Genomic DNA, 12,476 nt, shown 5'->3' on the forward strand with positions numbered 1-12,476 from the left:
AGCGCCGGGGCCAAGCCGCCGCCTCGGCGCTCCCGCACAGGGGGCCAAGCGCGGCATCGAGGAACCATCATGACCAAGACGATCCTTACCGCGATGCTGCTGCTCGGCGTCGCTGCATCGGCATCCGCACAAAACCCGCAGCCGATGGGCACCATTTTCCCCTGCTTGTCCTCGGGCTGCGACAGGAATGCGGAACGGGAGAGGGAGCGGGAGCGGGACTCGGAGCGCAAGGCTTCGCAGAGCACGGATAGCTTCGGCTCGCGCTAATGGAGGCACGCATGCACTACGTGATCCATCCTCTGCCAGCTCCCGCCGCCGGATGGATGGTGGAGCTATATGAGGGGGAGCGAGTTGTCGCGGGTCTCGCAGTGCGTGCGGAAAACGCGGAGCCTAGTACGCTAGGCTCCGCATATACCGCGGCAATCGAACAAGCCGAGCATTTCAAGAGCGATTTCGAGGATTTCCGGAAGCGCTCGTAGCATCAAGAAAGCTCAAGCTCGGAAGATGCCGGGGCGTTCTCTAGAAGTTTGAGCGCCAGCTTCTGTCTTCTGTGATCGTGACTAACTTGATCTTGTTCGCGTCCACGGACTCCTCCCACCATTCTCGAACTGCACCTATGCGAACCGTCGCCGTGTCGCAGTTGGTCGGGTTCAGCACCTCGCACAGCGTGTACGCGAAGGTGTAGGTCCCCGCCGGCGTGCCCGGCGCGACGCTCACCGCGCCGGTCGCGGCATCGACCTCGATTCCCGCAGGCAGCGCGTCGGGAGCGATCGAGACCATCCCCGGCACCGCCGTCACGCCGTTGAGCGTGTCGTTGTCGAGCAGGTTGCCGATGCCGGTCGCGCCGTCGGCGCCGTTGACCGGACCGAAGGCGTCGTCGTTCGCCACGATGGCCGCGGCCTCGACCACCACGGTCACCGTCGCGGTGTCGCAGTTGGTCGGGTTCAGCACCTCGCACAGCGTGTACGCGAAGGTGTAGGTCCCCGCCGGCGTGCCCGGCGCGACGCTGACCACGCCCGTCGCGGTATCGACGTCGATGCCCGGTGCACCGGCCGGCAGCGTGTCCACCGTGATCGAGACGGTCGCCGGCGTCGCCGCCACGCCATCGAGCGTGTCGTTGTCGAGCAGGTTGCCGACGTCGGCCGCGCCGTCGGCGCCGTTCACGGGGCCGAACGCGTCGTCCGTGGCCACGATCTCGTAGGGGATGACGGCGACGGTCAGGCTCGGGTTGCAGGCGGCCGACGTGCCGCCGGCGGCGCAGACGCCCGGCTCGTCCGTGGCGATCGAGGCCGTGTTGAGGACCTGGCCGGCGTTCACGTCGGCCTGCGCCACCACGTAGGTGCCGACCAGGGTGCAGGCGGCGCCGGGCGCGAGGCTGGCGCACACGATGCTCGACGGCACGATGCGGTCGTCGCGGACCTCGACGTTGGCGAGGGTGACGGTCCCCGTGTTGGTCGCGGTGACGGTGTAGGTCAGGGTGTCGTGCAGGGTGACCGTGCCGCTGGCGTCCTCGTCGGCGTTCGCCGTGAGGGCCTTGTCCGTCGCCAGCGCCGGATTGCGCGCGATCGCGACGTCGGCGTCGTCCGGCGGGCTGGCGACCGTGCCGCCGCCGGGCGCGGTGCCGGTCGCGGTCGCGGTGTTGCGCACCTCGCCCGCGTCGATCTCCGCCTGGGTGATGGTGTGCGTGCCGGTGCACGTCGTGGTGCCCCCCGGCGCCAGCGTGGTCGCCGCACAGGTAGCGGGCGCGTCCAGGCGGTCGTCGTCGATCGCGATCCCCGACAGCGTGACGTTGCCCGTGTTGGTCACCACGAACTGGTAGCCGACCGTGCTGCCCGCGCGGTTGCCGCTCGGCGTGCCGGCGGTCTTGACCAGGCTCAGGGCGGGCGCGGCATCGATGCCCACGTCCGCGTCGTCGGGCGGGCTGGCGACCGTGCCGCCGCCGGGCGCGATGCCGGTCGCGGTCGCGGTGTTGCGCACCTCGCCCGCGTCGATCTCCGCCTGGGTGATGGTGTGCGTGCCGGTGCACGTCGTGGTGCCCCCCGGCGCCAGCGTGGTCGCCGCACAGGTGGCGGGCGCGTCCAGGCGGTCGTCGTCGATCGCGATGCCCGACAGCGTGACGTTGCCCGTGTTGGTCACCACGAACTGGTAGCCCACCGTGCTGCCCGCCGTGTCGCCACTGGGGGAGCCGGCGGTCTTGACGACCGTCAGCGCCGGCGCGGCCGCCTCCGTGGAGACGTCGAAGCTCGGACGGCAGGCCGCGTCGGTCGCCCCTGCGGGGCACGTCTGCGGCGTGTCCGGGGTCGTGATGGTCGCCGTGTTGGTCACGACGCCGGCGTCGATGTCGGCCTGGGTGACGGTGTACGTGCCGGTCAGGACGCACTCCGCCCCCGGCGCCAGTGCCGCGCAGGTCTCCGAGCCCGGGACGATGCGCGCATCGGCGACGACGACGGTCGGCAGCACGACGTTGCCGGTGTTGGTCGCGACCACGCTGTAGGTCAGCACGTCGCCCAGCGCGACGGGGCCGGTCGGCGCCGCTCCGTCGACCGCGACCAGGGTCTTGATGGAGCTCAGGCCGGGACGGACGTCGAGCGGCGTGGTCTCGGTGCAGTCGCTGCCGGCCGCGCCGCAGTCCACGCCGGCGACCGACACGCTGTTGTCGATCCGATCGACCGAGGCCGGGACGTCGGTGTCGATCCGCACCGAGAACCGGAACGTGGCGCTCTGGCCCGACGCGATGTTGCGCGCCTCGGCGTTCGTGCAGTCCGCGCCGGTGCAGGCGAAGTCGTCGGCCGTCGCGCCGGTGCGCGAGGTGTTCGCCGGCACGGTCTCGGTCACGTCGCCGGGGAACACGGTCGCGGCCTGGTTGCCGCCGACGTGGCGCACGTGGATGTCGTAGACGAGCACGTCGCCGGGCGCCGCCGGCTCCGTGGCCGGGACGGCCGCCCCGGCGCGGGTGATGGACGCCAGGGCCTTCTCGACCTGCAGGCGCGCGGGCTCGATGGTCGGGAAGCTGCAGGACGCGAGGTCGCGGCCGCGGTTGTTGGCGCCGGTGCCCACCGAGGTCGCCACGAGCTCCATCGTGCCGCTCGCCAGGTCCATGGCGTAGTACGCGCCGGTGGCGTTGACCACCACGTACAGCCTGCCGTCGTCGCCGAAGGCCGCGCCGGCATAGTTGGCGCCGGAGGGTGCGCCGGTGAAGCTCTGCTGGCGCGTGGCGGTGCCCGCGTCCACGTCGATCTTGTAGAGGTCGGAGCCTGCGACCAGCCAGCCGTAGCCCTTGTCGTCGAAGGCGATGTCGCCGGAGCCGCGGTCGGTCGGATTGACGTCGTAGCGCAGGGTGGTCGGCGCACCCACGACGTAGCCGTAGTCCCCGCTCCGCTCGATCCGGTACATCTGCGCGGTCGGCGCGTCGGTGGGGCCGGTCACCGAGGTGATCATGTAGCCCACGCCATCCGGGGTCATGCCGGCGCGCGGCAGGTTGACGTTCACCACCGCGCCGGTCTCGTACCAGCCCGGGCTGGTCGGGTGGGTCGGGTCGTAGGCCCACACCATGCCGGTGCCCGCGGCGTGGAACAGCAGCCGGTTGCGCGGGCCGCTGGCGTCCACCATGAGCGCGTTCAGGTCGCCGCTCACCGGGAAGTCGAGGCTGCCGACCCGCACGTCCGCGCCGGCGCCCGGGGTGTAGCGGTAGATGCCGACGCCGTTGACCACGTTGAAGACGCTGCCGTCGGCGGGGCAGAAGTCGATGTCTTCCGCCACCGGCAGGACCGGTCCCACGACGTTGGTCTCCGCGCCGCCCTCGACGTCGTAGTCGAGCGGCACGGTCTCGGCGTTGTGGCGCACGCTGGCGTCGTTGCGGATCGGCGTGCCGATGGCCGCGTCGGCGTTCACGCTCACGCGGAAGGTCATCGACGCGCTTTCGCCCTGCCCCAGGCGCCCGCCCTGGACCGCGTCCGCGCCCGTGCCCACGCGGAAGACCACGCGGTTCGCGGCTGCGTCGTACTCGGCGACGTCGTCGCCCACCGCGTCGCTGGGCTCGCCGACGAACCCGTCCTGCGCATTGCTCACGATATGCAACGAGTTCGGGACGTAGGTGGTGTTCGCCGGAATCGGGTCGAGCACGGTGACCTGGGTCGCGCCGTCCTGCCCGCTGTTGGTGAAGGAGATGACGTACTCGATCTCCTCGCCGTGGCGGATCGTGCTGTCCGGGCCCAGCGGCGTGCCGTCCATGCGGCGCGCCTCCTTGCGCAGCGAGGTGACCAGGTCGGGGAAGAAGATGTCGGTGACGAACACCAGCGCGTGCGGGAAGTAGGCGTCCTGGCTGCTGGTGAAGGTGAGGGTCGCGCCGCTCGCCCCGTTGCGGAGGCGGGGGCGGCCGGCGTTCGTGGGCGTGTTGGAGATGTCGACCAGCTTCAGGTCGACCGCGAACTGGTTGACGTAGTCGGGGTTCTTGTCGGTGAAGCGCTCGCCCAGGCGGGTGATGCCGCTGTTCCAGAAGTTGTTCAGGGGGCTCAGGGCGTCGGAGAGCGCGCCGGGGTTGAGCACATCGGCCCCGGTCAGGCTGAACTGGTCGCCGCTGATGCCGCCGTCGCCTTCCCACACCAGTGCGCCCATGTAGGCATCGAACGAGCCCGACACCGGCGTCAGGAGGCCGCTCACCGTCACCGACTGCGGATTGCTGCCGTTGACGTAGCCGGCGTTGCCGTCGAAGACCATGAGGCGGCGATAGGGCTTGCCCGCGTCCTCGTACAGCACGATCAACGCCCAGCCGCCGTAGTTGCCGAGGCTGCCGCCGTTCTGGGTGATGTCCGAGGTGAGACCGCCGGCCGCGTAGGTGCCCGCACCCGCGGCGGCGACGAGGTCGGTCACGTCGACGTAGGCGGTGTAAGGGCGGCTCCCGGGATCGCCCTGGCTCGGGAAGGTGTGGAGGTTGGTGGCGGCGGCCACCATCGGCCGGTAGACGCCGCGCGGCGTCCTGAAATGGATGGTGCCACGGTCGGCGTTCGACTCAGGCGCGCGACCGCCCCAGTACAGGCCGGCGGAGAGGACCGTCGCACCGGGGGGCAGGCTCAGCGTGGCCGTCGACGAATTCTGCGGCACGCCGGCAGGCAACAAGTCGCCCTCGACGTTGACGTAGCGCATCGGCACGGTGGAGCCGTTGCTGAGCGCGCTGTTCGACTGATCGCAGCTGGTGCAGGTCAGCAGCGCGTTGCCGATCATCTCGACGTCGCCGCGGACGTTGAAGCTGTGGCGCTCGGCAAGCTGCGCATACGCCGTGCCGTGGACGAGGAACAGCAGCGCGCAGAGCGCGCCCAGCCAGCGCATCCGCGTTCCGGCCGTACGTGCCACCCTCGTGATCGGACCACCGGTCCGCCTGTCTGCCTGGCTCATGCCGCCACCTGTTTCTTCGATTCGTCTACGGACCCGGGGCCTGCTTGCCGGAACGGAGGCGCGCGCCGACGCCGCCGGCCCGGACGGTCGCGAGGCGGACCTCACGACCGCCGGTCGGCGGTTTCTCCTGGCAAGACGAAAGGCGCCGTTCGGTGCGGCGCCACCCCTGGGCGATTCGGGCGGGCATTAAAGGCGAGAGGAAATGTGAGGACAATCACGTTTCCTCACCGCATCTTCACGTTGATCCGAAAGCCGACGCGGACAGGCGCGTTAACGCCGCTCCGACATCCGCCCGCACGGGGCCTGCTAGCATCCCGCCCCTTCCGACTCTTCTCCCTCCATGCACGCGACCTCGGACCACACCGGACAGGACCACGCAGGACCGGCATGTCGATGACCCTGGCGCGCCAGGGCGGCAGCTATCTCCTCGTCGGCGGCGTGCAGTTCGCGATCGACTGGGCCTTGCTGGTCGGATTGAGCGCAGCGGGCGTGCCCGTCGTCATGGCCAACGTCGGCGGCCGCATCGCCGGCGCCCTGGTCGGCTTCTGGCTCAACGGTCGGGTCACCTTCGCCGAGGACGGCCGCTCGCGCTGCGGCCCGCGCCATCTCGGCCGCTTCGTCGTCGCCTGGATCGTGCTCACCCTGATCAGCACTGTGCTGATCGGGCTCGTCGCGCGCGAGCTGGGCCTGCGCAACGCCTGGCTGGCGAAGCCGCTGGTGGAATGCGGCATGGCGCTGATCGGCTTCGCCGTGTCGCGCGTCTGGATCTACCGCTGAGGCGGACACCACCGCGCGACACTGCGGACGTCCCCGGGGCACGACGGGGAAGCACCGGGCCGCAGGCGCACGCGGTCGGGGCGGCTCGGCCGGGCTGGCGCCACGTCTCCCGGACGCGGGCTGGAAGATCGGCCGCGCCATCGCATCGGCCACAGCCGCCACGTCGACGCTCGCGTCCCGCCTCCTGAAACGACGATGCCGGCGCGAGGCCGGCATCGTCGGGATACTTCGGTCGAAGCGGGGTCAGTGCTTCAGGTTGCGGCGCAGGCGCTCGAGGGCCTGCAACTGCGCGACCGCCTCGGCCAGCTTGGCCTGCGCCTCGGCGATCTCCTGCGCCTCGCCGCGCCCTGCGAGCGCGCGCTCGGCTTCCTGCTTCGCGGCCAGGGCCGCCTTCTCGTCCAGGTCCTTGGCGCGCACGGCGGTGTCCGCCAGTACGGTCACGACCTGCGGCTGCACCTCGAGGATGCCGCCGGAGACGTAGAAGAACTGCTCCTCGCCATTCTCGAGGATCACGCGGACCTGGCCCGGCTTCAGGCGGGTGATCAGCGGCGCATGCCGCGGCGCGATGCCGAGTTCGCCGAGCTCGCCGGTGGCCACGACCATCGACACGGTGCCACGGAAGATCTCCTCCTCGGCACTGACGATGTCGCAGCGGATGGTGGTTGCCATGGTGCTACCTCGATAAGGAAACGCGGGAACGGGGAATGGGGAACCGGGAACGGGACGTAGCGGACGGGCGCGAGGCGGCCTGGCTGCAGGCCGCTCCTGTTCCCTGTCCCCTCTTCCCTGGCGGCCGCCTTACGCCTTCTCCGCCATCTTCTTGCCCTTCTCGATGGCTTCCTCGATGCCGCCGACCATGTAGAAGGCCTGCTCGGGCAGGTGGTCGACCTCGCCATCGAGGATCATCTTGAAGCCGCGGATGGTGTCCTTCAGCGACACGTACTTGCCGGGCGCACCGGTGAACACTTCCGCGACGTGGAAGGGCTGCGAGAAGAAGCGCTCGATCTTGCGGGCGCGCGCCACGATCTGGCGGTCTTCCTCGGACAGCTCGTCCATGCCCAGGATCGCGATGATGTCCTTGAGCTCGCGGTAGCGCTGCAGGGTCTCCTGCACGCGGCGCGCGGTGTCGTAGTGGTCGTGGCCGATGACGTTCGGGTCGAGCTGGCGGCTGGTCGAATCCAGCGGATCGACCGCCGGGTAGATGCCGAGCGAGGCGATGTTGCGCGAGAGCACGACGGTCGCGTCGAGGTGGGCGAAGGTGGTCGCCGGCGACGGGTCGGTCAGGTCGTCCGCAGGCACGTACACCGCCTGGATCGAGGTGATCGAGCCGGTCTTGGTCGAGGTGATGCGCTCCTGCAGAACGCCCATCTCCTCGGCCAGGGTCGGCTGGTAACCCACCGCCGACGGCATGCGGCCCAGCAGCGCCGACACCTCGGTACCCGCCAGGGTGTAGCGGTAGATGTTGTCCACGAAGAACAGCACGTCGCGGCCCTTGCCCGAGGCGTCCTTCTCGTCGCGGAAGTACTCGGCCATGGTCAGGCCGGTCAGCGCGACGCGCAGGCGGTTGCCCGGCGGCTCGTTCATCTGGCCGTAGACCATCGCCACCTTGGACTGGGTCTTGTCGTCGAGCTTGACGACGCCGGCTTCGATCATCTCGTGGTAGAAGTCGTTGCCCTCGCGGGTGCGCTCGCCCACGCCGGCGAACACCGACAGGCCCGAGTGCTGCGTCGCGATGTTGTTGATCAGCTCGAGCATGTTGACGGTCTTGCCCACGCCGGCGCCGCCGAACAGGCCGACCTTGCCGCCCTTGGCGAACGGGCACATCAGGTCGATGACCTTGATGCCGGTCTCCAGCAGCTCGTTGGTGGCCGCCTGGTCCTCGTAGCTCGGGGCCTGGCGATGGATCTCCCAGTGCTCCTTCGCCTCGATCGGGCCGACCTCGTCGATCGGGCGGCCGAGCACGTCCATGATGCGGCCCAGCGTGGCGCTGCCGACCGGCACCGAGATGGCGCGCCCGGTGTTGTTGGCGACGAGGTTGCGCTTGAGGCCGTCGGTCGAGCCCAGCGCGATCGCGCGGACCACGCCGTCGCCCAGCTGCTGCTGCACCTCGAGGGTGACCTCGGTGCCCTCGACGGTCAGCGCGTCGTACACCTTCGGCACCGCACCGCGCTCGAACTCGACGTCGACGACCGCGCCGATGATCTGAACGATCTTGCCCTGGCTCATGTTGAAAACCCTCTAGTAACTTGAATTCCGGGCGACCGCGTCGCCGTGCTTTGTTTCCGAACGCCCGCGCGACCGCGCGGGCTCCTGCGAGGGACTCGCGTACGACTCAGACCGCGGAGGCGCCGCCGACGATCTCGGAGATCTCCTGCGTGATCGCCGCCTGGCGGGCCTTGTTGTAGACCAGGTTCAGGTTCTCGATCAGCTTGGTCGCGTTGTCCGAGGCCGACTTCATCGCGATCATGCGCGCGGCGTGCTCGGACGCGAGGTTCTCCAGGACCGCCTGGTACACCAGCGACTCCACGTAGCGGGTCATCACGTCGTTGAGGACGGACACCGCGTCGGGTTCGTAGATGTAGTCCCAGTCGTGCGTGGTCTCGAGCTCGTCGGACGCCGGCAGCGGCAGCAGCTGGTCGATCGCCGGGCGCTGCGTCATGGTGTTGACGAAGTCGTTGTAGCAGAGGAACACGCGGTCGTGCCGGCCCTCCTCGAAGCCGTCCAGCATGACCTTGATCAGGCCGATGAGGGCCTCGACCTGGGGCTGCTCGCCGAGGTGGGTGACCGACGCCACCATCTCGACCTTGAGCCGGCGGAAGAAGGCCTGCGCCTTCTGCCCGATGCACACCACGTCGACCTCGGCGCCCTTCTCCTGCCAGGCGCGGATGTCGCCCAGCACCCGGCGGAACAGCTGGGTGTTGAGGCCGCCGGCCAGGCCACGGTCGCTGGAGACGATGATGTAGCCGACCCGCTTGACCTCGTCGCGCTGGACCATGAAGGGATGGGTGTAGTCCGCATTCGCGTGCGCGATGTGGCCCACCATCTGCTTCATCAGGCGCGCGTACGGCCGCGAGGCCTTCATGCGGTCCTGCGCCTTCCGGATCTTGGAGGCGGACACCATCTCGAGCGCGCGCGTCACCTTGCGGGTGTTCTGCACGCTCTTGATCTTGGTCTTGATTTCGCGGCCACCGGCCATGTCGTTTCCCGTCTTAGCGTCGCGTCGGCGGCGCGGCCACGAGGCCGCGCCGGCCAGGGGTTACCAGCTTCCGGTCTGCTTGAACTCGGCGATGCCCTTCTTGAACGCCGCCTCGATGTCACCGTTCCAGTCGCCGGTCTCGACGATCTTCGCCATCAGCTCGCCCTGGGTGTTGGCGAAGTGGGCCTGCAGGCCCTCCTCGAACGCGCCGATCTTGGCGACCGGCACGTCGTCCAGGTAGCCCTCGTTGGCGGCGTAGATCGACAGCGCCATCTGCGCGATGGTCATCGGCGCGTACTGCTTCTGCTTCATCAGCTCGGTGACGCGCTGGCCGCGCTCGAGCTGGGCGCGGGTGGCCGCATCCAGGTCGGAGGCGAACTGCGCGAACGCCGCCAGCTCGCGGTACTGCGCCAGCGAGAGCTTGATGCCGCCGGAGAGCTTCTTGACGATCTTGGTCTGCGCCGCGCCACCCACGCGCGACACCGAGATGCCGGCGTTCACCGCCGGACGGATGCCGGCGTTGAACAGATCGGTCTCGAGGAAGATCTGGCCGTCGGTGATCGAGATCACGTTGGTCGGCACGAAGGCCGAGACGTCGCCCGCCTGGGTCTCGATGATCGGCAGCGCGGTCAGCGAGCCGGTCCGGCCCTTCACGGCGCCGTTGGTGAACTTCTCGACGTACTCCTCGGACACGCGCGCGGCGCGCTCCAGCAGGCGCGAGTGCAGGTAGAACACGTCGCCCGGGTAGGCCTCGCGGCCCGGCGGACGGCGCAGCAGCAGGGAGATCTGGCGGTAGGCGACGGCCTGCTTGGAGAGGTCGTCGTACACGATCAGGGCGTCCTCGCCGCGGTCGCGGAAGTACTCGCCCATGGTGCAGCCGGCGTAGGGCGCGATGTACTGCATCGCCGCCGACTCGGACGCCGAGGCCGCCACGATGATCGTGTGCGCCATCGCGCCGTTGTCCTCGAGCTTGCGCACCACGTTGGCGATCGTCGAGGCCTTCTGGCCGATCGCGACGTAGATGCACTTAACGCCCGTGCCCTTCTGGTTGATGATCGCGTCGATCGCCACCGCGGACTTGCCGGTCTGGCGGTCGCCGATGATCAGCTCGCGCTGGCCGCGGCCGATCGGGATCATCGCGTCGATGGACTTGTAGCCGGTCTGCAGCGGCTGGTCGACCGACTTGCGCCAGATCACGCCCGGCGCGATGGTCTCCACCGGCGCGGTCTGCGCGGCGTCGATGGCGCCCTTGCCGTCGATCGGCTCGCCGAGCGCGTTGACCACGCGGCCGAGCAGCTGCGGGCCGGTCGGCACCTCGAGGATGCGGCCGGTGGTCTTGGCGGCGTCGCCCTCGCGCAGGTGCTCGTAGTCGCCCAGGACCACGGCGCCGACCGAGTCGCGCTCCAGGTTCAGGGCGAGCGCGAAGGTGTTGTTCGGCAGCTCGATCATCTCGCCCTGCATCACGTCGGCGAGGCCGTGCACGCGCACGATGCCGTCGGACACGCTGGTGATGGTGCCTTCGTTGCGCGCCTCGGCCGACAGCTTGACCTTCTCGATGCGGGCCTTGATCAGATCGCTGATTTCGGAGGGGTTGAGGGTACTGGCCATCTTGGTATCCCGTTGCGGGGCGACGTGGCGCCCACTTCTAAGGTGTGGAAACGTTAGTGGGCGAGCGCCGACTCGAGGCGCGCCAGCTTGCTGCGCAGCGAGCCGTCGATCACCACGTCGCCGGCATCGATCACCGCGCCGCCGATGAGCGCCTCGTCGACCGCCGTGGTCAGCTCGACCTCGCGACCGAAGCGCGCGGCGAGCGAGGCCTTGAGGCGCTCGACCTCGGCGGCGTCCAGCGGGACGGCCGAGGTGACGCGCGCCTTGACGATCTTCTCGGCCTCGGCGCGCTGCTGCTCGAACAGACCGGCGATCTCGGGCAGCAGACCGAGCCGCCCGTTCGCCGCCAGCAGGTCGAGGAACGCCGCGAACTGCGCGTCGTTGCCGTCAGGCAGCGCGAGCAGCTCGACCTTGCCCCGGGCGTCGAGCTTGGGGCTGCCGAGCAGCGCCTGCGCGCGCGGATCCGCCGCGACCTGCGCCGCGAAACCGAGCGCGGCCGACCACTGCGGGACGCGCTGCGCGTCCTGCGCCGCCGCGAACGCGGCACGTGCATAGGGACGTGCGAGGGTGATGGCGTTGCTCATGGATCAGGCTTCCGGAAATCGTGGCGGACGGACCGCGCTCAGAGCTGCGCGGCCAGGTCGTCGAGAATCGCCTTGTGCGCCGAGGCGTCGATCTCGCGGCGGAGGAGCTTCTCGGCGCCGGCGACCGCCAGGGCGGCGACCTGCTGGCGCAGCTCCTCCTTGGCGCGGTGCGCGGAGGCGGCGATGTCGGCTTCGGCCGCCGCCTTCTGGCGGTTGGCTTCGGCCACGGCCTCGTCGCGCGCGGCGTCGATGATCTGGTTGCCGCGGGCGTGGGCCTGCTCGATGATCTCGTTCGCCTTGGTACGCGCTTCGCGCAGGAGCTCGTTGACCTGCTCCTCGGCGCGGGCCAGGTCCTTCTGGCTGCGGTCGGCCGCGGCAAGACCCTCGGCGATCTTCTGCTGGCGCTCCTCGATGGCCTTCAGCAGCGGCGGCCAGATCTTGGTGGCGATGATCCAGATCAGGGCGGCGAAGGCCAGCGCCTGGGCGAGAAGGGTCAGATTGATGTCCATCGGATGCGCTTTAGCTGAAGTGCTCTCAGGGCAGGAGCGGCGCGATGCCGCTCCCGGACCGGGTCCGGCCGCGTCGCGGCCGGACGACCGCAGGCATCAGCCCGCGAGCTGGCCAGCCTGCTGCAGGACGGCGTTGCCCAGCGGCGAGGCGAAGGCGAACAGCAGGCCCACGGCGACCGAGATGATGAACGCGGCGTCGATCAGGCCGGCGGTGATGAACATGCGGACCTGCAGGACCGGGATCAGCTCCGGCTGGCGGGCAGAGGACTCGAGGAACTTGCCGGCCATGATGGCGAGACCGAGACCGGCGCCCAGCGCGGCAAGGCCGATCATGATGCCGACGGCCAGCGCGGTCGAAGCCTGGACCTGAGCGAAGGTGGTCAGAACGGTTTCCATGTTTTTCTCCGGAAC

Annotated in this window: 10 protein-coding genes; 2 read left to right on the top strand and 8 right to left on the bottom strand. The window is 69.7% G+C overall.

What is annotated here, in order from left to right; genetic code table 11:
* Positions 1–69 precede the first annotated feature (69 nt).
* Positions 70–267, top strand: coding sequence for a hypothetical protein (locus ACFO3Q_RS12800; protein ID WP_377005114.1), 198 nt, complete (start codon positions 70–72; stop codon positions 265–267).
* A gap of 252 nt (positions 268–519) precedes the next feature.
* Here ACFO3Q_RS12800 and ACFO3Q_RS12805 read toward each other — a convergent pair whose 3' ends face one another.
* Complete coding sequence (locus ACFO3Q_RS12805; protein WP_377005115.1) at positions 520–5,325, bottom strand: DUF7507 domain-containing protein; 4,806 nt, start codon at positions 5,323–5,325, stop codon at positions 520–522.
* A 453-nt stretch (positions 5,326–5,778) separates the two neighbouring features.
* On the opposite strand from ACFO3Q_RS12805, the gene ACFO3Q_RS12810 reads away from it, so the two are divergent.
* A complete protein-coding gene (locus ACFO3Q_RS12810; RefSeq protein WP_377005116.1) occupies positions 5,779–6,168 on the top strand; it encodes a GtrA family protein in 390 nt (129 codons plus the stop codon).
* A gap of 243 nt (positions 6,169–6,411) precedes the next feature.
* Here the strand turns inward: ACFO3Q_RS12810 and ACFO3Q_RS12815 are convergent, their stop codons facing one another.
* From ACFO3Q_RS12815 to atpE, 7 genes are all read right to left on the bottom strand, one after another.
* Entirely contained in the window at positions 6,412–6,837 is a 426-nt protein-coding gene (locus tag ACFO3Q_RS12815; RefSeq protein ID WP_377005117.1) for a F0F1 ATP synthase subunit epsilon, read from the bottom strand.
* Between the two features lie 129 nt (positions 6,838–6,966).
* Positions 6,967–8,394, bottom strand: a complete 1,428-nt coding sequence (atpD, locus tag ACFO3Q_RS12820; protein WP_377005118.1) for a F0F1 ATP synthase subunit beta — start codon at positions 8,392–8,394, stop codon at positions 6,967–6,969.
* Between the two features lie 106 nt (positions 8,395–8,500).
* Entirely contained in the window at positions 8,501–9,364 is an 864-nt protein-coding gene (atpG, locus tag ACFO3Q_RS12825) for a F0F1 ATP synthase subunit gamma (protein ID WP_377005119.1), read from the bottom strand.
* A 60-nt stretch (positions 9,365–9,424) separates the two neighbouring features.
* Positions 9,425–10,972 (bottom strand): F0F1 ATP synthase subunit alpha, encoded by a 1,548-nt coding sequence (gene atpA, locus ACFO3Q_RS12830; RefSeq protein WP_377005120.1) that lies wholly within the window; start codon positions 10,970–10,972, stop codon positions 9,425–9,427.
* A gap of 53 nt (positions 10,973–11,025) precedes the next feature.
* Complete coding sequence (locus tag ACFO3Q_RS12835; RefSeq protein ID WP_377005121.1) at positions 11,026–11,556, bottom strand: F0F1 ATP synthase subunit delta; 531 nt, start codon at positions 11,554–11,556, stop codon at positions 11,026–11,028.
* A gap of 38 nt (positions 11,557–11,594) precedes the next feature.
* Positions 11,595–12,065 carry a F0F1 ATP synthase subunit B gene (locus ACFO3Q_RS12840; RefSeq protein WP_377005122.1) on the bottom strand — a complete coding sequence of 157 codons (471 nt, stop codon included), beginning with the start codon at positions 12,063–12,065 and terminating at the stop codon, positions 11,595–11,597.
* A gap of 96 nt (positions 12,066–12,161) precedes the next feature.
* Positions 12,162–12,461: a F0F1 ATP synthase subunit C gene (gene atpE / locus ACFO3Q_RS12845; RefSeq protein WP_377005123.1), complete on the bottom strand. Its 300-nt coding sequence runs from the start codon at positions 12,459–12,461 to the stop codon at positions 12,162–12,164.
* Between the last annotated feature and the right edge of the window lie 15 nt (positions 12,462–12,476).

It is taken from the genome of Coralloluteibacterium thermophilum (genome assembly GCF_042654365.1).
GTDB lineage: Bacteria > Pseudomonadota > Gammaproteobacteria > Xanthomonadales > Xanthomonadaceae > Coralloluteibacterium > Coralloluteibacterium thermophilum.